Genomic DNA, 19,518 nt, shown 5'->3' on the forward strand with positions numbered 1-19,518 from the left:
TTCGACGCGCGCAGACGCGCACGAGGAACTGCCTTGGACCCGCTGTCATCCACCCTGGGAACGACCGTGCAGGCACGCCCGTCGCTCGCTTCACTGCGCCGCCACCAGCGTCGCCTGCTGTTCGGCGGTGGGGGGCTGGTCAGCCTGCTGATCGTGGCGACGCTACTGATGGCGGTGTTTTCGGACGTCGATACGTTCCACGCCGAAGAACGCCAGCGCTTCGTCGACGCGCGCTCGGCGGTCGACTACTTCCTGTTCCAGCGCGATCGCGCCTACGCCAGCAACATCAATGGCAGCGAGATGATGTGGAATACCCAGCAGCCGAGGCTGAAAACGCTGGGCGCGCCATTGGCTGACCGTTTTCTGGCCAACGGCGGGCAGCTGCTGGTGCGCGCCGAAGGGCGCACGGCGGTGCCGTGGCTGGTGCTGGGGGCGAAGGACAATCCGGTGCCGCGGCCGCTGCTGGATGCCTACATGGGCATCATGCATGAGTACTCGGTGTACACGGCAGCATCGGTGGCCGCGCTGCGGTCGGTGGGACCGGTCACGATGTATTTCTACGAACCGAAGCGCCGGCTGCTGGCCGTGTCCGGTGTCACCGACGAGGCACAGCTGCTGCGTGCCCTGCGGGTCAGCGGCCGCGAAGAAGCCTTTACCCGCTTGCTGGCGACCGAAGCACGGGCGCTGCGCATGCGTCCCGCCGTCGGCCCGGTGCAGAGCGCAGCGGGCGGAGGCCGCATGCTGTCGACCTTCGACGCCAATCCCATCACCGGCCAGCCTTCTCTGGTTGCGCTGCAGTTGCTGCAGCAGGGCCGCGAACCGATCCTGCGTCGGGTGGCGTTCGAGCCGGTGGACACCATCAAGGCACGGCTGGACGCGCGGGAGTCGGGCGCCTATACGGTCATTACCGACGACGGCCGCACGGTGCTGCGCAGTGCCGGTGCGGCTACTGCCATCGCGCCCGCGTTGGCCAGGCGCGTGAAAGACGAGGCGGGAAAGGCCGATGTCCGGTTCTACCAGGATGGCCAGTTCGTGGTGGCCGGTCCGGTGGCGGCAGTGGACTGGCGCATCCTGCATACCTATGGCTGGGGCGACCTGTGGCACGACAAAGGCCACCGGCTGTTGGCCCAGCTGCTGGCGGCGACGCTGATCCTCGCCGCGTTGTGGTGGGTGTTGCTGCGGCTGGATCGGCGCGTCTTCATGCCTGCGCTGGCAGATGCGTGGCGGGTGTACGAAAGTGAAGCACTGAGTCGCGTCATCATCGATACCTCGCCGGTCGGCCTGGTGCTGATCGATCCGGAAAGTGGTGAGCCGCTGGTGCAGAACGAGCTAGCCCGGCAGATGGCGGATGCGGCAGCGACGGTGGACGGGCAGACCTTGCATGCGGCGCTGGCGGATAAAGTGCAGGCCGATGCGGCTAGCGGTCAGCCGGTGCGGGAGTTTCTCTGGAGCGCGCCGGTCGCCACGCCGGACCAGCCTGCGCTCAGACTCCAGGTGGCCATGGCATTGGCTGCGTACCGCGACCGTGCCGTGTGGGTGTGCGCGTTGCGCGATGTGACCGCTCAAGCGGAGCTGGAGCAGACGCTGCGGAGTGCGCGACACGATGCGGAACGTGCGCGCGCTGCCGCCGAATCGGCATCGCGGGCCAAGTCGGCGTTCGTCGCCACGATGAGCCACGAAATCCGCACCCCGCTCAATGGCGTGCTGGGGCACCTGGAGCTGCTGGCGCGTTCGCCGATGCAGCCGGCGCAGCGCGAACGGGTGGAGCGTATCCGTCTTTCGGCCGATGCGCTGCTCGGCATCATCAGCGACGTGCTGGACTTTTCCAAGATCGAGGCCGGGCAGCTGGACATCGATCCGGTCGCCTTCACGCCGCGGCCGCTGATCGAGCAGGCGGCGCTGCTGTTTGCCCCGGAAGCCCAGCGCAAGGGCGTCAAAATGTTCTACGCCATCGCCCCAGAGCTCGAGCGCACGTTCCAGGCGGACATGCACCGCATCCGCCAGGTGCTGAACAACCTGCTTGGCAATGCGGTCAAGTTCACCGAGTCGGGCCGCATCGTGGTACGCGCGCAGTTGCTGGAGCGTCCGCCCGGTGCCGCGCCGATGCTGCGCCTGCAGGTGGTCGACTCCGGGATCGGCCTGGGCGAGGAGGCATTGGCGCAGTTGTTCCAGCCCTTCCAGCAGGCGGATGCGAGCATCTCGCGGCGCTATGGCGGCAGTGGCCTAGGGCTGGCGCTGTGCCAGCAGCTGGCCCGGCTGCTGGGCGGCAGCATCCGCGCAGAAAGCACCCTGGGCGTCGGCAGCGTCTTCACCTTCGAGGTGCCCGTGCAGCCGGAGGGGGCCCCGGTCAGCAGCGCACAGCCGCTGCGCGGCCGTCGCATCACGCTGCTGTCGGCGGCAGCGGAGTGGCGCCATGAAATCGCGGGACTTCTGCAGCGCTGGGGTGCGGAGGTCACGGTGCTGGAGCAGCCCCCCTTGCAGCCGTTGCCGCACGCCGATACCACGCTTCTGCTGTTCGGCGAGCGGCGCGCCTGGACGGCAGACGAGGAGAATGCGCTGGCGGCGCTGCATCGTGATGTTGTCCGCGCGTCTCCGAATGGGCCCTTGTCGCCGCAGCGGATGGACGATGGCGTGCATGTCAGCAGCTACGCGGCCGACGCGCTGCTGCGGGCATTGAATGATACTGTCGAGGGGGAGCCCGCCGTCGTCGCCGCAGCACCTGTTGGCGCGATGCAGGCGGCGCAGGGACGCGTGCTGCTGGTCGAAGACAATGCGGTGAACCGTGAGCTGATCCAGCAGCAGCTGGAGACACTGGGCCTGAGCGTGGACACCGCAGAGAACGGCAGTGACGGCCTGCTTGCCTGGCGCCCCGATGTACACCTGGCTGTCCTCACCGACATCAACATGCCGGTGATGGACGGTTACGCGCTGGCGCGCGCGCTGCGCGCGCGCGACAGTGCCGTGCCGATCCTGGCAATCACCGCGACTGCGCTTGCCAGCGAGCGCGAGCGCTGTCGCGCGGCGGGCATCAGTGACCTGCTGCTGAAGCCGATGAACCTGGACACACTGGCGCGCGCGCTGGAACCCTACCTTGTGGCAAGTGCGCCTGCGGGCCCGCGTGAGGGTGGGCGGGTCGCGCCGCAGGCGAGCGATGCGGACCCGCCGCCGATGGTCCTGCCGGATGCATTGCGCCGCACCTTCGTGACCAGCACGTTTGATGACCTGCAGCGGATCGCGCAAGCGCGTCTCGCAGAGGACCACGACGGCCTGCTCGATCGCCTGCATGCCGTGAAAGGTGTGCTGATGATGCTGGGGCATCGCGCGCTGGGGACCCGCTTCGGCGTCATGGAGGGGCAGTTGCGTGACGGCGTAGCCGTCGATGGCGTCGCACTCGATGCAGCGCTGTCCGATCTGCGTGCACTGGTGGACCAGCACGCCGCGCAGCTTCCGCCGACCGCGCAGGACAGCTGATGGAGCGGACCGGGCCGGCGGTCCGCTCAGCCTGCAGCGGGAGCGTCCAGGCCAAGTTCAACCGCATATTTGAACAGGTCGGCATCACGCTCCACGCCCAGCTTGGCCATGCCATTGACCTTCTGCGTGCTGATGGTCTGCTTGCGCCTGTCCAGTTGCTCGGCAATGGCGTTGATGCTCATGCCCCCCACGAACAGGCGCAGCACTTCGCGCTCCCGTGGTGAAAGTGGCACGGTACTGCGCTGGCTGCTGCGCGCCGGCAACAGCGGGGCCACGCTGGGAGACAGATAGCGTCTGCCTACATGCGCGGCCATGATGGCGGCCGCCACGTGCGAGACATCGTCCCCCTTGCTCAGGATGTGGTTGACGCCGGCGTCATACAGCGCCTGGACGACAGCGGTCTGGTCCAGTCCGGTGAACACGGCGATCTGCAGCTCGGGATAGCGCGAACGCAGCAGCTGCAGCAGCTGCAGACCATCGCCGTGCTCGCCCTGGGGCATCGCGAAATCGGTGACCACGACATCGCACGGGTGCGCATCGAGCAGGGCGATGAGCTCGGTGGAGTTGGCGGCAGAACCAACGTGGACGATCGCCGGTACGGTATCAAGTGCCGCTTCGATGGCCATCCGGATCAGGGGGTGGTCGTCGGCTATGGCTACACGGATCGAGTTATCGACCATTCTGGACTCCAGCTCTCATCGGGGGGGCAGCCTGCAGACGGGCAGCGGCGCAACTATATGCCAGCTTCGTGCCGAGGTGGCATATAGTGGCCGCCGTACCCCATCCTGGACGGGCTGCAGACGTGAAACTCCGAATCGTGATTGCCGATGATCATCCCGTGCTGCTGGCGGGCATCGCCCACCTGTTGCAGGGCCAGCCCGGGCTGGACCTGGTGGGCATGGTCAAGGATTCCACGGCGCTGGTCGATCTGGTCAGCAGCAGCAGCGTGGACGTTGTGGTGTCAGATTTTTCGATGCCGCATGGTCGCTACGGTGACGGCATTGCCATGCTGCGTTTTCTGCAGCGACGTTTCCCGAAGACCCGGCTGGTCGTCCTGACCGGCATGGAAAGTCCCCTGGTGCTGAGGAACATTCTGGCGGCGGGCGTCCGCTGCATCGTCAGCAAGAGCGATCCGCTGGACCACCTGTTGCCGGCCGTGCGCATGGCAGCGGCGAACGGCGCGTATCAATCGCCCGAGGTAGAGTCCCGGTTGGCCGTCGAACCTGACATGGCCGATCACGGCGCGGTGTTGTCCAAGCGCGAGAACGAAGTGCTGCGCATGTATGCCGAAGGGCTCTCGGTGATCGAGATCGCCGAGCGCATCGGTCGCAGCCGCAAGACCGTCAGTACGCAGAAGGTTGCCGCCATGCGCAAGCTCAACCTCGCCACCGACGCAGAAGTCTTCCACTACGCCATCGCACATGGGCTGGTCAACGCGTCGCAACAAGCGCGGGCCAAAGCAGTCGAGTCGGAGTAGGCCCTGCATGGGATTCAGCTGGGTCCGATGCGTCCACGCTGCGGCGATGGGTATCGTGATGGGCTCCGCTTTGATCTTCCGGTGTCAATGTGTTTCCCCTGCCTCCTGTCAGCGTTGTGCTGTTGTTGGAACAGTTCGCTGATCTGGCGATGGTGGAGCAGTCCACGTTCCTCGACACGCTGAACATCTATCTCTACACCTCGCCGCAGCAGCGCAGGCGTATGCGCGAAGCCTGGCGCGAAACGGCGGAGGTGCTGCCGGTCACGGAGGACCCCGACGCCGTCCGTTGAGCCTGCACCGTAGACGATGACGGCGCCCCTGGGGCGCCGTCGGCATGCATCATGTCGGTGGAACGGAAACCCGCGCCGGGTCTCAGTCGCCGACCACCGGTGCCGCCGGCGTCGTCGTCGGCGCGGGCAGCGTGGTCTCCGGGTTGCCCTGCTGCAACTGCAGTTGCTGGATCCGCTGCTGCAGGGTATCGAGCTGGCTGTTGCTGCTCTGCAGGTCGGTGCTCAGACTGACGGCCTGCTGCTGTGCCTGCTGCAGCGCGGTGCTGACCTGCAGCGACTGTGCGCGTTCCTGCTCGACCTGCGCCTGCAGGGTGCGCAGGCGTTCCTCGTTGAAGCTGACCAGGCGCTCGGTGTAGCGCTTGCCGGCATCCAGGCGGATGGTGTCGAGGCTCACCTGTGCCAGCTGCTCGGTCTGCTGCACGAACGTGCGGTACGCATGCTCGGCGTTCTCCACTGAATCGGTCTTGATGACGCGCCAGAAGTTCTTTTCCTGGAACAGCGCGACGTAGTAATTCAGCGTGCTCGGATTGAACAGCAGGCTGGCGCCGTACGCGCCGTTGTAGGTCGTGCGCAGTTCCGTCAGCTGTTGGGAATCCATCAACTGGCGGAGCTCGTCCACCGACGTGCGGGCGACGGGCGCGGTCGGTGCGAGATCCGGTCGCGGCGTGCGTTCGGTGCGTGCGGCGAACGCCGACGGTGCGGAAAGGATCATCAACAGCGCCATCGACGCGACGGTGATCCGTCGGTTGGTCGCTGCATCCCCAGAGTCATGTCGCATGTGTAGACCACCCACGAGTGGATTGTTGTTGAAGTGGAGTTCCCCGCGCGCAGTCTAGCATGCGTGAAACTGTCGCCGATGCCGCGTGCATGGCGTCAATAAACCAGTTGTGCGCCGCTGCAGCTGATCGACTGCACGTGCACGTCGGTACGTCCGAGTTCCAGGCCAAGCACGTTCGCCAGCGTGATCGAGAGCAGCCTGCCGACCTCGTTCAACAGCCCTTTCAACGGCTCCAGTGCCACTTTCAATACGGCACAGAGCACCCCGGAGCAGTTCAACGTGGCACCCGGCGTGGCCACGACGCTGCCGGCGTTCGGGTCGCCGATGCCGCCGGGCCGGGTCTGCAGGAACGAGGCCAGATTGCGCTTGACGCAGCCGTTGTAGTCGACGAGCTGGGTCAGCAGGCCGCTGCAGCTTTTTGCGGTCAGGTCACCCAGCAGCAGCGACAGCAGTCCGCCAAGCAGTCCGCCATTGCGCCCCTGGGTGACATCGGCGAAGACATTCAAGGCCGATGGCTGGTCTTTCAGTGACCAGTCACCAATTGGATTCAAGTTGGCGACGCGGACATCACCGCGCAGCACCTTGACGGCCTGATCGACATCGTAACGGCCGCTGGCCTGCCGCGTCGCATCCAGGAACTGACCGGCGAACTGCAGCGCAGTATCGTCGGTCCTGGCGCCGGCGATGCCGGGATTGATCATGTTGGCGAGCAGCTTCATGAGCTCATTGGTGAGGGTCATCAACGAGGTGCCGATCGGCAACGCGTTGGGGTCGGTGGAGCGGGTTTCGTTCTCGGGCACGGTCACGCGCTGGGTTCCCGACAGCGCGGCCAACTGCAGCTTGTCGTTGATCAGCGGTGCGCCCAACAGGGTGAGCAGCTGTTCCTTGCCCAGGCTGGCGTCACAGACATCGCGCCGGGTGAAACGATCCGCATCGGCCACCTTGCCGATGCACGTGCGCAGCACCGACGAGGTGACATCGAAGGTGGCGGTGCGCGGACGGGCACCACACTGCAGCGATTTCAGGTCGGCATACGCGTTGGACACGTCGACATGCAGCGGCACCTTCAGCCGGGTGCCCAGCAACGACAGCAGGCCGCCCGCCAGCGGCAGGTTGTTGGTGTCGATATCGACGAAGACACGGACCTGGGCGTTGTAGGCGCGCGCGCCGTTGTGGGTGATGCCGACCCCTCCTTGATGCGCGCCGCCGATGCCGATCGACGGCGGTTCGATCACGGCGGCCTGCGCCTGGACGAGGCCCAGCAGGGTCAGGTTGTTGACCGCGACGCCGCGTCCGCCGTTGGCGATGCTGATGCTGGTGGTTATCAGGTCCAGGGCGTTCAGTTGCGTCTCCAATGCGCTGGCTGCCGTGCCCTCCGGTGCCACTACCTGCGCGAACAGGCCGCCCCCTGCGGTATCGCTGCCCAGCTTGATGGCCAGCTGGTCGAGGTCGAGTCGGGTGGCCAGCGCGCTGCGCAGTGCGCTCAGATCGACAGCCGCCACGCCGGACTGCGCCAGCACGGTTGCCGTTGCATCCAGCAGTCGGCCCAGTGACACGCGGTGTGCGGCAAGCAGGGCGTTGAAGTCACCGACGCTGATGTTCGCATCCACGGGGATGCCGAGCGCCTGCAGCAGGCCCCCCGGCGTGATGCGTGCCTGCGCCAGTCCGTCGTAGCCGAGCAGGGTGGTCTGGTCCAGGTCGACGCCGACCAGCTTCAGGGTGTTGCCGAGAGGCGTTCTGCCATTCACCCGCAGCAGTTGGGCACCCACGCTGAAGGCGGCGCTGGGTGCGCTCCGTTTGGCGACGGCCTGTGCGCTGACGGTCGGCATCGCGCTGTTGTGGCCGAAGAAGGGCACCACGCTGCGTCGTGCCGTGACCTTGACCGCGTTCATCGCGTGCTGCGTGCTGGCACCGGACAGGAAGTGGTCGGCCGCCGGATGGCTAGGTTTCCAGCTGCCACACTGGATATCGACCTGGCCGCCGAACCGGTTTTCCACCAGCGCGTTGCGCCGTGCCGCCGTATTGTCGCCCAGGCCGGCACTGCACAGATCCAGCCGCTGGGCGCCGGCGATGGCCGACAGGTCAGCCGTCTTCTGCGCGTCACGCTTTGCCCAGTACAGATAGCCGACCTCCACCAGGCCCAGCATGGTCACCAGGCCGACCATCAGCAGCAGCATGGTGACCGACATGGCACCGCGTTGCCGTGCGCGGCAGGGTATCGCGCAGCGGCGGGCCATGGTCAGTTGCTCCCTGCTTTGGTTGAGGTCCCGACGGTGTTTTCAAAGTACTCGGGCAGTTCGTGCTCGAAGCTCTTCAGGTAGCGCGCGTAGCTGGCGCGCGCCTGGTCGCCCAGTACGGGCAGGCCGGGTCCGGCCTGCGTGCCCGATGCCTGCAGGCGGATCAGGTCGCGGGTGGCCTGGCCCGGTTCGCCGGACAGCGTGGCGACGGACGCGGCGCGGTAGGCAGGGGGCGGGACGGGGCCTGGTGTAGACGCTCGTGCAGCGTCGGCGGCAGGCGGTGCAGGCGCCTGCGCCTCGGTGCGCGACGGCACCACCGGGTCACCGAGCATGCGCCCGGTGACCGGTGCCTGCTGCGCGGCGGCGGCCGCTGACAGCAGGGCGAGTGCAAGGCTGCAGCCGAGCAGGGTAGGTGAGGTCATGGGGTGCTCTCCGTGGCAGTGGCGATGTGGCCAAAGCGCTCCAGCATGGTGGCGGGAAGCGCGCTGTCGGGACGTACGGGGGTGGCGCGGACAGGGACGGTCCGGCGGTCTGCAGTGCCAGGCTGCAGCGCGCCGCGGCGCCGGTCATCTGCGGACGCGATGCCGGGTGATGAAGTGGCGGACGCCGCCTGCGTGCTGCTGGCCCGCTGGCGCAGTGCGACGGCCTGTCGCTGCACCTCGCTGCGCGTGAGAGCGGAGGCGTTGCCTCGTTGCAGCAGGCGCTCGGCCGTGTCCGGGTCGTTGCGCAGCAGCGCCCACACCGCCAGGTTCGCGACGGCACGCGGATCGCCCGGTACGAGCTCCAGTGCCTGCGCGAGCGGAGCCTGCGCCTGTTCGAGTTTGCCTGCACGCAGGCGTGCGTAGCCGAGGTCACCCAGCACGGCGGTATCCAGCGGCACCAGGTGAGCCGCGCGTGCAAGGGCAGCTTCCGCCTTGTCATCCTGGTCGCGCTGCGCCGCGATCAGGCCGATGCCGTGCCAGGCCGCCGCCGCTTGGTCACCGCGCGTCAGGCTGACGTACAGGGCATCGGCCGCGTCCAGTTGGCCGGTCTGGCGCAGGGCGTCGGCCTGCAGCAGTCGCACGGCGGGTGTATCGCCATGGCGCTGCCTGAACGCATCGATGTGGGCCAGCGACGCGTAGTAGGCGCCTTGCTTCTGCATGCGCTGGATCAGGTCAAGGTAGGTTCCGCGCGTGTTGACCGCGTCCGCGCCGGGCTCGACCAGGCTGGGGGCGACCTGGCGATAGCCGCCGACGGTCTGCGAACACGCGGTGGCCAGCAGGCAGCAGCTCAAGGTCAGTATCAGGGGTCGCCCCATCGTCGTCATATCCGGGTGAGGGTAGAAGCCAGCGCGAGCAGCGCAGGGCCTGAAAGCACCAGCATCAACGCCGGCAGCAGGGTCAGCATCATCACCACGGTCATCTTCACCGACAGCTTTCCCACCTTTTCCTTCAGGGTGTGCCGCCGTTGTTCGCGCAGCCGCAGGCTGAACTGCTTGAGCGGCTCCTGCACCGCACCGCCGTGGGCATGCACCTGCAGGATCAGCTGCACCAGGCTGCGCAGGTCGTCATCGTCGTACGCCTCGCCCAGCCGGCGTAGTGACTGCGATCGACTGCGGCCATGCGCATAGGCGATGTTGGCGTCGTGGATCTCACGACCCAGCACGGGCAGCGCGGGACGCAGCTTTTCGCCCAGTGTCTGCAGGCTCTGGTCCATGCTGTAACCCACGCCTTGCAGCAGCCGCAGCAGGTCGATCAGCATCGGCAGTTCGTCGTTGACGCGCTTGCGCCGACGACCGGCCCAGATGCCGAGCACGATCTTCGGCAGCAGCAGGCCGGCGGCCAGCGCGGCGATCACGGTGAACACCCGTCCGGCGCCCTCGGCGTCCACCAGGGCCAGTGCCGGCAGGACGATCGCCACGGCGAGCAGCAGGCGCAGGGCGACATAGATGGCCGTGCCCCGGCGCGTGTTCCAGCCGCCAAGGTCGAGCAGCATGCGATCCTCGCTGGCCAGCAACGCACGTTCGATGCGCCCCCCGCTGAAGCGCTGGCCGATGGCTTCCAGCCAGCCCAATGCGCTGCGCGGTGCTGCCGGGGTCGGCACGGTCGACGCGCGGGGCTGCAGTGCGGACTGCAGCGTCGCATCACTGCGTTGCTGTCGAACCGCCTGGACCCAGTACAGCGCACCGAACAGCGCCACGCTGGCGGCGAACAGCAGCAGCGACAGGGTCCACCAACCGGTCGGGCTCATGGGTCTGCTCCCGGTGCGGCGTGCGGGTGCTTCATAGCGATTTCGCCAGCCGGTACAACAGGAAGCCGCCCACCAGTTCCAACCCCAGCGCTGCCAGCAGCAGGGTGTGTCCCTGTGGCTGGCGCAGCATCGGCTCGAAGAAGCCGGGGCTCATCAGGGCCATCAGCAGGGCGCTGATGGGAGGCAGCAGGCCGAGTACCCACGCCGACATCCGGGTTTCCGAGGTGGTGGCCTTCAATTCCTGCTGCGCCTGGTCCAGGTCGCGCATGAAGTCGCTGAGCCGCTGCAGCACCTGATCGGAGCGGCCGCCGATGCGGACGCAGACACCCATCACCACCGCGAGCACCTCCAGTGCCTCCACCCGCCATGGCGCCGACGCCTGCGACAACGCCCGGTCGAGATCCATGCCGGTACGCGCATTGCGCAACGTGACATCCAGCAGGTCGCGCAAGGGCGCGACGGTCTGGATCGCTGCGGTCTGGAAGGACATCTGCAGACTGTTGCCCAACCCGGTCAGGCGGACCAGGTTGTCGAGGAAGTCAGGCAGTTGGCGGACCAGCTTCTGCTGCAGCTTGCCGATGCGTCGCTGCAGGACGAGCCCACAGACGAGTGCGTACAGGCCGAACGTGACCGGAAATGCCCAGCCTGTGCCCAGGCGCACCACTGCAAACGAAGAAAATGCGATTCCTGCCAGCAGGGCCAGCACGGGCGCACGCCAGCCCGGACGCATGCCGGCGCGCAGCAGGGTGGCATCCCACGGCAGCGCGCTGGCGTTGCCTGCGGTGGCCCCCGATGTAGCGGGCACGGGCGCGATCGCGGCGGCACCGGATACAGCGGAGTCGAGCTGGGTGGCCGACGCGGGCGTTGCGCTGCGCTGCAGACGCTGCTCTGTGTGTCCCATCGACGCCTGTGCGCGTGCCCGGCGCTGTGCACTGCCGAGCAGCAGCAGGGCGCAGGCACCCAGCACGGCGGCGATGCACAGCAACAGCAGCACCGTGGCCATGCTTACCAGGCCCCCGCGTTGAAGGATTCGCGCAGTGCCTGGCGGAACGGCTCCAGTTTGTGCGAATGCGGGTGGAAGCCCAGCCCGATCCAGCGGTCACGCTCGCGACCCTCCGCGTCCAGCTCGACTTCGTGACGGAACATCTCCTGGGTCGAGATCATGTTGTCGCTGACGCCGGTGATTTCCGTGATCGACACCAGCACGCGACGGCCGCTGCCCAGCCGGGAGATCTGCACGATGAAATCGATCGCGCTGGCGATCTGCCTGCGCAGGCTGTCCTCGCTGCCCTGGAAACCGGCGAACCCGGCCAGCATCTCGATGCGGTAGAGGCAGTCGCGCGGGGAATTCGCATGGATGGTGGCCATTGACCCGTCATGGCCGGTGTTCATCGCCTGCAACATTTCCAGGACTTCCGCCCCGCGGACCTCGCCGACCACGATACGGTCCGGACGCATGCGCAGGCTGTTGCGCACCAGGTCGCGGATGCTCACCGCGCCGTGTCCATCGGTGCCGCCGATGCGGCTTTCCAGGCGCACCACGTGGGGATGGTTGAGTGACAGCTCGGCGGTGTCCTCCACCGTCAGCACGCGCTCGTTCTCCGGGATGTAGTTGGCCAGCGCGTTCAACAGGGATGTCTTGCCGGAGCTGGTGCCGCCCGACACCAGGATGTTGCAGCGACCGAGCACCATCGCCTGCAGCAACGTCTGCATCGGCTTGTCGAAGGTGCCCATCGCCAGCAGTTCGTCCGGGGTGAACGGGTCCTTGCGGAACTTGCGGATGGAGACCATCGGCCCGTCTACGGCCAGCGGCGAGATGATGGCGTTCAGGCGTCCGCCATTGGGCAGCCGGGCATCGACCATCGGGTTGGAGTCATCCAGCCTCCGCCCCAGCGGCGCGATGATCCGGCGCAGGATGCGCAGCAGGTGGGTGTCGTCGGTGAAACGCTGTGGGGCGCGCTGCAGCCGTCCGCCCTGCGAGACGTGCACGTCCTTGTAGCCATTGATCAGGATGTCTTCGATGTCCGGGTCACGCAGCAGGTCATCGAGTGGACCAAATCCGGTGAGCTCCTTGACCAGCCCCTCGGCAACGATCTGCATTTCCTGTTCGTTGATCGGGATGCGCCATTCCTGCACGAACCCGGCCGTCTCACCCTCCACCCAGCGCCGCACGGTGTCCGGTGCCCACGCATCGATGTCGATGCGCTCGTCTTCCACCCGGTTGAGCAGGTGTTCGTGCGCGGCGGACAGCACCTTCTGGTACTGCTCTGTCTGCGCGAACGGCAGCGGCGCGGGATCAGGCGGCACCTCGCGGAAGGGTGCGTTCGGGAACGGCATCACTTTGTCTTCCATGGCAGGCTACTCAAGGCGTGGGCGAACCTGTCGCGCAGGCCCTGCGCTTCGGGTGGGCTGGTGGTCGGGTCGAAGCGGGCCAGCAGCGGGGCGAGGGCACGCACGTAGGGATCACGCGGCGCATCGTCAAGCAACAGGTGGCCTTGGCTGGCACTGGCGCGCAGCCGCGGGCGGTCGGGCAGGGTGGCCAGCAACGGCAGCGCGAAACGCGTGGCGATCTGTGCGGCGGTCAGGCCGTTGTGTTCTCCATCGCGGTTGACGATCAGTTTCAGCCGATCGCTGCCGCGCAGGCCGGCAGGCAACTGGTGCAGCAGCTGGTCGAGCGATACCAGGCTGGCGATCGCGCTGTCGGTGACCAGCCAGATCTCGTCGGCGTTGTCGAGCAGCGTGCCCGGTACCTGCCGCAGCGGCGTGCCGCCAAGATCGCACAGCACGCCGCAGAACAGGCTGCGCAGGCGCTGCAGCAGCAGGCCGGGGTCACTTGGCGGCAGCGCTTCGCTGCCGGCGGCGCGATCCAGCAGTACCAGGCCGCCGGGATGCCGGGCCATGGCGGTGCGGGCGAGGGTGGCATCGATGCGTGCGGCACTGCGCAGGGCTTCGTCGTAATGGAACCGGCTGTCGATGTTGAGGTAGAGCGCGAGGTCGCCGGCGGGCTGGCTCATGTCCAGCAGCAGCACATCCTGGTGGTTCCCCGCGGCACGCATCTGCTGCGCGAGCACGCTGAGATGGGCGGCCAGGGTGCTGCTGCCCATCCCGGCGCGCACGCCCAGCAACAGGGTCAGCGGCGCCTTCCGTGCAACCTCCGGTGTGGGGGGAGCCGGCGCGATGGCCGCGCGCGTGAGGACGGCAAGAATCTCTTCGGCATCGGCATCCAGGTCAACGAAGTCGCGCAGTCCCGCGCGCAACGCGCTGACCACCCCCTCGATCTGCCCCAGGCTGGTCGCCCCCACGGCGACCATCGACAGGTCGGGGCGGATCTGCCGCAGCTGGCGCACCAGTTCTGCCGACGCGGCAGCCCGTGCTGCGTGGAAGTCGAGCAGCACCAGCGTCTGCGCCCCCACGCGCAGCTGCTGGACCGCGCCCGGGAAGCCGGCATCGTGGTGGCCCAGCGTCCAGTTCGGCGGCAGCTTCGCCGCCAGCCTGGGCAGCAGGTCGCGGTCACTGGCAAGCACGACGAGGTTCATCGGCGGTCCCAGGGTCGGCAGGCTGAAGGCGGTGGCGAGTGGCATGGGCTGTGGGCTCCGGCCATGGATCAGCGAGAGAAACCGGGCACGGCGTCGGGGCCGGCCGGCCCGATCAGCCAGGACCCCCACACCGGCAGGTTGGCGCGTGACTCGCGCTCGCCGGGGAGTGGCAGCTCGGTGTTGCGCGCCAGCGGCTTGACCAGTCGCGGCGTGACGATGATGACCAGCTCCTTGTCCTGGCGCTTGTAATCCAGGTTGCGGAAGAACGAACCGATGATGGGCAGGTCACCCAGCAGCGGCAGCTTGTTCACGGTGGAGGCCACCGTGCTGCTGACCAGCCCACCAATGACGAAGCTTTCGCCATCACCGAGTTCAACGGTGGTGTCGGCGCGGCGGGTGCTGATCGATGGCACCTGCACGCCGTTGAGGGTCAGCGCATTGCTGTAGTCCAGGTCGCTGGCTTCGGGCGCTACCTTCAGCGCGATCCGGTCCGCCGACAACACCGTGGGCGACACCGTCAGGCCGATGCCGAACGGTTTGAAGGTGATGGTGGTGGTGCCCAACCCCTGGGGTTCCAGCAGCGGCAGCTCGCCACCGGCAAGGAAGCTTGCACTCTGTCCTGACAGGGCAACCAGCGTGGGTTCGGCCAGCACACGGGCCATGCCATTGCTCTGCAGCAGGTCCAGGTCCGCGGTCCACAGATCCTTGCTGGAGCCGAACACCAGCTTGAATGCAGATTGCAGCGGGGTACTGCCGCCATCGCCATCGCCGCCCCCCGGGACGCCACCGGGCCGTGCGATGCCGTACGAGAAGCCACCGTTCTGGTTCTGGAAGTTGATGCCGATCTGCTTCAGCACCGTGCGGTTGAACTCGACCACCTTGACCTCGACCTGCACCACTCCGCCGATGCCGACCGTGGAGATGTCGCTGACCTGACCGTCCTTGCCGACCGCGGCATCGGCCGCCTTGCGTGCCTGGGCATGCTCGAGCAGGGACGCACTGGTGCCGCTGACAAGCGCGTCGCTGCCCTGGACGGTGACCGCGGCGCCGCCTCCCTCTGCAAGCGAGAGCCCGCCCTGTACCGCGCTGCGCACATCGATCTGCAGGCGTTGCGGATCGCGCTGACCTTTCTGCCACAGCAGCAGGGTGGTGGTGCCGGGGGCCTTGCCGACCAGCAGGGCGTCGCGGTTGCCGCGCAGCATCACCACATCGGCGACCGAAGGATCCGCGATGGCCACCCGCTCCAGATCGGCAGGCAGTGCCCAGGGACGCTGTTCGCGCGTCTGCAGGACGATGTCCGCCGACACGTTGGCCAGCAGCGCGGGCGAGGACACGAGCGCGACGAACAGGATCACCACCCGCAGCGGGCAGCGCAACAGACGAGGCGTGCAGCGAGGAATCATGGAGGGTCTCGTCGAGTTCAAGGGGTGCTGCTGCCGCGGATGATTTCGATGCCGGCCGGTGCCTGTCGTGGCACTGGACGCCGGGTTGTGGCGACCGCGCTGGCGGCTGCCGCTGCGGCGGGACGCGGCCCGCTGCGCCCTGCCAGCGCGTCGAAATCCAGACCGGCGAACGCGTCGTTCTCCGGGTTCGAGACCGCGGCAGCGCGTTCGTCCTGCAGTCCGCGCGCAGCGGCCAGCACCGTGCGCGGCACCGGGAACAGGCTGGGGTCGGCGACGGCCGTGTCGGCGGGATTGCGCAGGGCAAGGAACAACTTGCCCTGCTGTGCGCCGAGCAGCAGGCGATTGGCCTCGGCCACCGGCACCGCCAGCACCGCACTGCGCGCCGGTTGCTCAGGCGGACGGCTGCTATTGTCCGCGCTGGCGGACCCGCGGATGTCCGCCGCGCGCGGGTCGCTGTCAGCTTCCTGCAGCGGCTCGTCCGTGCCCGTAGGTTGCGTCCGTGGCACGTGCAGATCGTGTGCGCCGTAACTCAGCACGCGCAGCCGGGACAGCAGCAGGCGGGTCTGCGCCTGCTCCGGCTCGCCGTAGGCCTGGCTGCCTTTGAGGTTGAGGAACACGTCGACGAAATCGCCCGGCAGGATCCGGTTGCCCGCAGCCACCAGCTCATCGACCGGCACGGCAAGCGCGCGCTCACCCGGGCGGACCTGCAGGGAGAACCCCTGCGCGAGGAATTCCTGTTGCAGCACGGTGCCTTCGGCGATGTCCTGGGTAGGCACCAGGCCGACCACGTTCGCCGTGTCGCGGTACGCGCCGGCAGGGGAGTGCGGACGCACGCTGATGCGGACCTGCGACAGTTCGATGGGGCTGCCGGCGATCAGCCGCCCACTGGCCTCGACAACCCGTTCCTGCGGTACCTCGGCGGCGCTGTGGATCGGCGGACTGGCCGGCGCGCGGGCCTCCGCAGCGCGGCGGCCGACGACGAGCGCGATGAGGGCGAGCAGCACCGCAAGGGCGAGCAGGACAATGGCGGCGATGCGGGTGAACTTGAGCATGAAGCGTCTCCTGACACCTTTCAGTTACTGCCCAGGTCGAGTTGGGCGACGGCGATGCTGCGGATCGGACGGTCCATGGCCCAGCCGTACAGGCGCCCGGTTCCCGGAAGGAAGGGGTGCGCACCGTAGTCGTAGCTCACCGACACCTGGATGCAGTGGGCGTCGGCCATGCCGACGCAGGGCGTGGGCTGGGAAACGAGGATGGGGGCGCTGCCGCCGTTGCTGCAGTCCGGGGTCTGCCCGGCATAGGCGAGCAGCCACTGCATGGAACGCTGTGCGGCCTGGCAGGCGCCGACGCGGCGCTGCTGTGCGGTGCCGAAACGAAGCGATGCACGCGCCCCTTCTGCCGAGGCCGTGGCCAAGGTCTGCTGCACGGCCATCATCATCACGCCGGTGTAGGTCAGGAACAGCAACGGCAACACGCCGAGCATCAGCATGAAGGCGAATTCGAGGGTGACCACGCCGCGCTGGCGGGAAGGGCGGGCAGAGCGGGCAGGGAAGCGGACGTTCATCGGACGCCCCCGGCAACAGTCCAGAGCACCCAGGCCATGGCAGCCGCACCCAGGTAGGCGGCATACGGAATCCCGGCACGCCCTTGCCGGGCACTGTGCATGCGCTGTATCGCCGGACGTTCGTGCAGCTGGCTTTCCCACTGCTGTCGCGCGAGCACCATCCGGACCGGCAGCAGGCCCTGCAGCGCACGCCAGGCGGACACAGCGACGGCATGCACGCCCGCCAGCAGGCTGGCTACGATCCAGACGGGTAGCAGCGCCTGCCAGCCGAGCAGCAGCCCCACCACGGCGAAGAACTTGACGTCGCCCGCGCCCATCCAGCGGATGGCGTAGAACGGAATCAAGGCGGCAAAGCCGATCAACAGGCCGAGGACGTGGCGCATCGGATCGCTGTCGGACGATGTCAGCGCCGAGGTCGTGATGATCACGACCCCGGTGCCCGCCGCCACCAGCAGCCAGAGATTGGGAACACGACGTGCGTAGAGATCGCTGATCACGATCCGCAGGCACAGCACCATGGCCAACAAGCTCAAGGCGGTCATCGTTGGGCTCCTCCGGTGAGCGCACGTCCTGGAGACGCGGACTTCAATTGCCAGGCGCGTCCGTGCGCCACCTGCCGGCTCAGTTCTGGGCGCTGCCGCCGCCAGCAGGAACGGTGACGTTGGCTGCCGTTGCGAGTTTGTCGAACAGTGCTTCGAAGAAAGGCTGGATCTTCTCTCCGGCGACGGTGACGAGTACGCCGGCGATGAGCGCGGCCAGCAGGCCGTATTCCAGCGCGGTAACGCCGTCTTCTTCTTTCAGGAACTTGCGGATGGATGCATTCATGACGGTTGACTCCCTTTACCTGTCAGTTATTCCAAGGATATTGCCCGGATGGTCGATGCGGCTCCGCCACGACCATTTAGTTTCCCGCACGATTCCCTGTGCAGGCAGCGGTTCCCGCGCGGGAACCTGCATATTGTGGCGACCGGCACAGGGCACGGACTTAATAGGCGGCCGGCACGACGTCCAACGCCGACCCCGCCTTGCAAAGGCCGTGTGCTGGCCTGTATTCCGCCAGTCAACGGTTCCCCGAACTGCCACCGCGTGCTTACTGTGCCTCAATTTCACCTGATGACAACATCAATCGCTATGCAAATTCGGCACAAACGTGATGAATGCGATTGAGGCGTGGCGGAGTGCGGACTACATCACATTTGGATCGAGTTAAAGCAGAGGCGCTCCGCGGGTGCGTCGGGAAATTGACGCGCTCACTTAATAATCGGCGTGTCCACGGCGCGTCCAGGATTTCAAGTTTACGCGCACAGATAATCAGGCATACTCCGTTCATCAACACGAACGAACCAGGGTGCGCGCGCGCACGCCGGATGGTTGGTGAAAGTCGAAGTGTGGTGCCGAAGGGGGATGTCACTGTCATGGCAGATGGTGTTGGAAGCGTTGGCGAAGACGGATTGCGGCCGATGGACCTGGCGACGCTCGGCAATGTGCTGCGCGTGTGCGATGTGGAGCTGGTGCTGCTTGATGGCAACGGCCCGCGCGCGGGCATCGACGCACGCGTGCACGACGAGGCGCTGTTCTGCCATGTGGCGACCGGGTTCCAGGTGCGTGGTCGCTTCATGCTGCCGCCCGACTGGGCGATGGTGGGGTATGTCCATGCCGCTGATCCCGATCGCAGCTGGTGCCACGGTGTACCGCTGGCGGCCGGCACGGTGCTGACCGTGCTGCCCGAGGGCATCAGCGAATTCGCATTGGGCGCCGGAACACGCATCACGCTGATGCTTGTCGCTGCCGCGCGGTTGCAGCGCAAATTGACCGAGCTCAGCCTGCGATCCACGCCGCCGTCAGGGCAGGCGCTGAATCTGTTCGGCATCGCCGACGATGCCGGCCTAGCGGATCACTACCGGGAACTGCAGGCAGCGTTGACCGCTGGCAACAGTGCGGGCCTGGCTGCGCAGGCAAGCGACGGCCTGTTGCACGAACATGTGCAGGCACTGCTTGCCGCGGGACCGGGCGAGCAGGCGATGAACACCCGGGCGCGACGGACGCACTACCTCATCGTGCAGCGCGCCGAGAACTTCATGCGCTTGAACCTGCGCCACAACATCTACATGAACGAGATCTGCGATGCGGCGGGCGTGAGCGAGCGCGGCCTGCGTTACGCGTTCGAAGATCTGTTCGGCCTCTCGCCGAACCGCTACCTGTCGATGCTGCGCCTGTCTGCTGCCTGCCGCGGGCTGTCGATGGCGGACGGCGGACGTCGCTCGGTGAAGGCCATCGCATTGAGTTGCGGCCTGTGGGATCTGTCCCGGTTTGCCGACAACTACCGCAAGGTGTTCGGTGAGCTGCCACGCGATACGTTGATGCGTGCGCCGGGCGCGACGGGCCAGTCCACCTGAGGCAGCAAATGCGATTGCCGGAATCGTGCATCGCGCTGCCGAATCTCTTCGACACCTTGCCGGAATGCGTCGTTTGCCTGCCGGAATGAAGTGCCCCGCATGACGTGCACGCGCTGAAATAGCAGTCACCTGCCAAC

At 67.2% G+C, this 19,518-nt stretch carries 18 protein-coding genes; 4 read left to right on the plus strand and 14 right to left on the minus strand.

Annotated elements, in window-relative coordinates; all coding sequences use genetic code 11:
* The first annotated feature begins 33 nt into the window (after positions 1–33).
* Positions 34–3,471, plus strand: coding sequence for a hybrid sensor histidine kinase/response regulator (locus tag ICJ04_RS08555; protein WP_223203021.1), 3,438 nt, complete (start codon positions 34–36; stop codon positions 3,469–3,471).
* A gap of 26 nt (positions 3,472–3,497) precedes the next feature.
* On the opposite strand, the gene ICJ04_RS08560 is transcribed toward ICJ04_RS08555, so the two are convergent.
* On the minus strand, positions 3,498–4,151 hold the full coding sequence (locus ICJ04_RS08560; RefSeq protein ID WP_188327068.1) for a response regulator transcription factor: 654 nt from the start codon (positions 4,149–4,151) through the stop codon (positions 3,498–3,500).
* Between the two features lie 122 nt (positions 4,152–4,273).
* Between ICJ04_RS08560 and ICJ04_RS08565 the strand changes: the two genes are divergently transcribed.
* Positions 4,274–4,948, plus strand: a complete 675-nt coding sequence (locus tag ICJ04_RS08565; protein WP_188327069.1) for a response regulator transcription factor — start codon at positions 4,274–4,276, stop codon at positions 4,946–4,948.
* Positions 4,949–5,037: 89 nt separating this feature from the next.
* Positions 5,038–5,238 carry a hypothetical protein gene (locus ICJ04_RS08570; RefSeq protein ID WP_188327070.1) on the plus strand — a complete coding sequence of 67 codons (201 nt, stop codon included), beginning with the start codon at positions 5,038–5,040 and terminating at the stop codon, positions 5,236–5,238.
* Between the two features lie 82 nt (positions 5,239–5,320).
* On the opposite strand, the gene ICJ04_RS08575 is transcribed toward ICJ04_RS08570, so the two are convergent.
* The 13 genes from ICJ04_RS08575 to ICJ04_RS08635 form a co-directional block, all read right to left on the minus strand.
* Positions 5,321–6,016, minus strand: coding sequence for a DUF2968 domain-containing protein (locus tag ICJ04_RS08575; RefSeq protein ID WP_188327071.1), 696 nt, complete (start codon positions 6,014–6,016; stop codon positions 5,321–5,323).
* 95 nt (positions 6,017–6,111) lie between these two features.
* On the minus strand, positions 6,112–8,253 hold the full coding sequence (locus tag ICJ04_RS08580) for a TadG family pilus assembly protein (RefSeq protein ID WP_188327072.1): 2,142 nt from the start codon (positions 8,251–8,253) through the stop codon (positions 6,112–6,114).
* A 2-nt stretch (positions 8,254–8,255) separates the two neighbouring features.
* The gene (locus ICJ04_RS08585; protein ID WP_188327073.1) at positions 8,256–8,675 is read right to left on the minus strand and encodes a DUF3613 domain-containing protein; all 420 of its coding nucleotides are present in this window, start codon (positions 8,673–8,675) and stop codon (positions 8,256–8,258) included.
* A complete protein-coding gene (locus tag ICJ04_RS08590; RefSeq protein ID WP_188327074.1) occupies positions 8,672–9,550 on the minus strand; it encodes a tetratricopeptide repeat protein in 879 nt (292 codons plus the stop codon). Before ICJ04_RS08590 ends, ICJ04_RS08585 begins: the two co-directional genes overlap by 4 nt.
* Before the next feature lie 5 nt (positions 9,551–9,555).
* Positions 9,556–10,482, minus strand: coding sequence for a type II secretion system F family protein (locus ICJ04_RS08595; RefSeq protein ID WP_188327075.1), 927 nt, complete (start codon positions 10,480–10,482; stop codon positions 9,556–9,558).
* 31 nt (positions 10,483–10,513) lie between these two features.
* Positions 10,514–11,485 carry a type II secretion system F family protein gene (locus tag ICJ04_RS08600; RefSeq protein ID WP_188327076.1) on the minus strand — a complete coding sequence of 324 codons (972 nt, stop codon included), beginning with the start codon at positions 11,483–11,485 and terminating at the stop codon, positions 10,514–10,516.
* A 2-nt stretch (positions 11,486–11,487) separates the two neighbouring features.
* Positions 11,488–12,834 (minus strand): CpaF family protein, encoded by a 1,347-nt coding sequence (locus ICJ04_RS08605; RefSeq protein ID WP_188327077.1) that lies wholly within the window; start codon positions 12,832–12,834, stop codon positions 11,488–11,490.
* Entirely contained in the window at positions 12,819–14,063 is a 1,245-nt protein-coding gene (locus ICJ04_RS08610) for a fimbrial protein (RefSeq protein ID WP_188327078.1), read from the minus strand. Before ICJ04_RS08610 ends, ICJ04_RS08605 begins: the two co-directional genes overlap by 16 nt.
* 23 nt (positions 14,064–14,086) lie before the next feature.
* Complete coding sequence (locus tag ICJ04_RS08615; RefSeq protein ID WP_188327079.1) at positions 14,087–15,421, minus strand: type II and III secretion system protein family protein; 1,335 nt, start codon at positions 15,419–15,421, stop codon at positions 14,087–14,089.
* Positions 15,422–15,438: 17 nt separating this feature from the next.
* The gene (gene cpaB, locus ICJ04_RS08620; protein WP_188327080.1) at positions 15,439–16,473 is read right to left on the minus strand and encodes a Flp pilus assembly protein CpaB; all 1,035 of its coding nucleotides are present in this window, start codon (positions 16,471–16,473) and stop codon (positions 15,439–15,441) included.
* 20 nt (positions 16,474–16,493) lie between these two features.
* Entirely contained in the window at positions 16,494–16,985 is a 492-nt protein-coding gene (locus ICJ04_RS08625; protein ID WP_188327081.1) for a TadE family protein, read from the minus strand.
* Positions 16,982–17,527, minus strand: coding sequence for an A24 family peptidase (locus tag ICJ04_RS08630; RefSeq protein WP_188327082.1), 546 nt, complete (start codon positions 17,525–17,527; stop codon positions 16,982–16,984). The genes ICJ04_RS08625 and ICJ04_RS08630 overlap by 4 nt, the downstream gene beginning before the upstream one ends.
* Before the next feature lie 79 nt (positions 17,528–17,606).
* Positions 17,607–17,810 (minus strand): Flp family type IVb pilin, encoded by a 204-nt coding sequence (locus ICJ04_RS08635; protein WP_188327083.1) that lies wholly within the window; start codon positions 17,808–17,810, stop codon positions 17,607–17,609.
* Between the two features lie 590 nt (positions 17,811–18,400).
* On the opposite strand from ICJ04_RS08635, the gene ICJ04_RS08640 reads away from it, so the two are divergent.
* Positions 18,401–19,381 carry a helix-turn-helix domain-containing protein gene (locus ICJ04_RS08640; RefSeq protein WP_188327084.1) on the plus strand — a complete coding sequence of 327 codons (981 nt, stop codon included), beginning with the start codon at positions 18,401–18,403 and terminating at the stop codon, positions 19,379–19,381.
* Positions 19,382–19,518: the final 137 nt, after the last annotated feature.

Origin of the sequence: Stenotrophomonas sp. 169 (assembly GCF_014621775.1) — a bacterium.
Taxonomy (GTDB): Bacteria; Pseudomonadota; Gammaproteobacteria; order Xanthomonadales; family Xanthomonadaceae; genus Stenotrophomonas.

Bases quoted from the DNA above. Each gene is read 5' to 3' on its own strand.
- ICJ04_RS08640 (WP_188327084.1), top strand. From the start codon at position 18,401: ATGGCAGATGGTGTTGGAAGCGTTGGCGAAGACGGATTGCGGCCGATG.
- ICJ04_RS08630 (WP_188327082.1), bottom strand. From the start codon at position 17,527: ATGACCGCCTTGAGCTTGTTGGCCATGGTGCTGTGCCTGCGGATCGTG.
- ICJ04_RS08590 (WP_188327074.1), bottom strand. From the start codon at position 9,550: ATGGGGCGACCCCTGATACTGACCTTGAGCTGCTGCCTGCTGGCCACC.
- ICJ04_RS08560 (WP_188327068.1), bottom strand. From the start codon at position 4,151: ATGGTCGATAACTCGATCCGTGTAGCCATAGCCGACGACCACCCCCTG.
- ICJ04_RS08600 (WP_188327076.1), bottom strand. From the start codon at position 11,485: ATGGCCACGGTGCTGCTGTTGCTGTGCATCGCCGCCGTGCTGGGTGCC.
- ICJ04_RS08605 (WP_188327077.1), bottom strand. From the start codon at position 12,834: ATGGAAGACAAAGTGATGCCGTTCCCGAACGCACCCTTCCGCGAGGTG.
- ICJ04_RS08585 (WP_188327073.1), bottom strand. From the start codon at position 8,675: ATGACCTCACCTACCCTGCTCGGCTGCAGCCTTGCACTCGCCCTGCTG.
- ICJ04_RS08575 (WP_188327071.1), bottom strand. From the start codon at position 6,016: ATGCGACATGACTCTGGGGATGCAGCGACCAACCGACGGATCACCGTC.
- cpaB (WP_188327080.1), bottom strand. From the start codon at position 16,473: ATGCTCAAGTTCACCCGCATCGCCGCCATTGTCCTGCTCGCCCTTGCG.
- ICJ04_RS08615 (WP_188327079.1), bottom strand. From the start codon at position 15,421: ATGATTCCTCGCTGCACGCCTCGTCTGTTGCGCTGCCCGCTGCGGGTG.
- ICJ04_RS08625 (WP_188327081.1), bottom strand. From the start codon at position 16,985: ATGAACGTCCGCTTCCCTGCCCGCTCTGCCCGCCCTTCCCGCCAGCGC.
- ICJ04_RS08595 (WP_188327075.1), bottom strand. From the start codon at position 10,482: ATGAGCCCGACCGGTTGGTGGACCCTGTCGCTGCTGCTGTTCGCCGCC.
- ICJ04_RS08580 (WP_188327072.1), bottom strand. From the start codon at position 8,253: ATGGCCCGCCGCTGCGCGATACCCTGCCGCGCACGGCAACGCGGTGCC.
- ICJ04_RS08635 (WP_188327083.1), bottom strand. From the start codon at position 17,810: ATGAATGCATCCATCCGCAAGTTCCTGAAAGAAGAAGACGGCGTTACC.
- ICJ04_RS08610 (WP_188327078.1), bottom strand. From the start codon at position 14,063: ATGCCACTCGCCACCGCCTTCAGCCTGCCGACCCTGGGACCGCCGATG.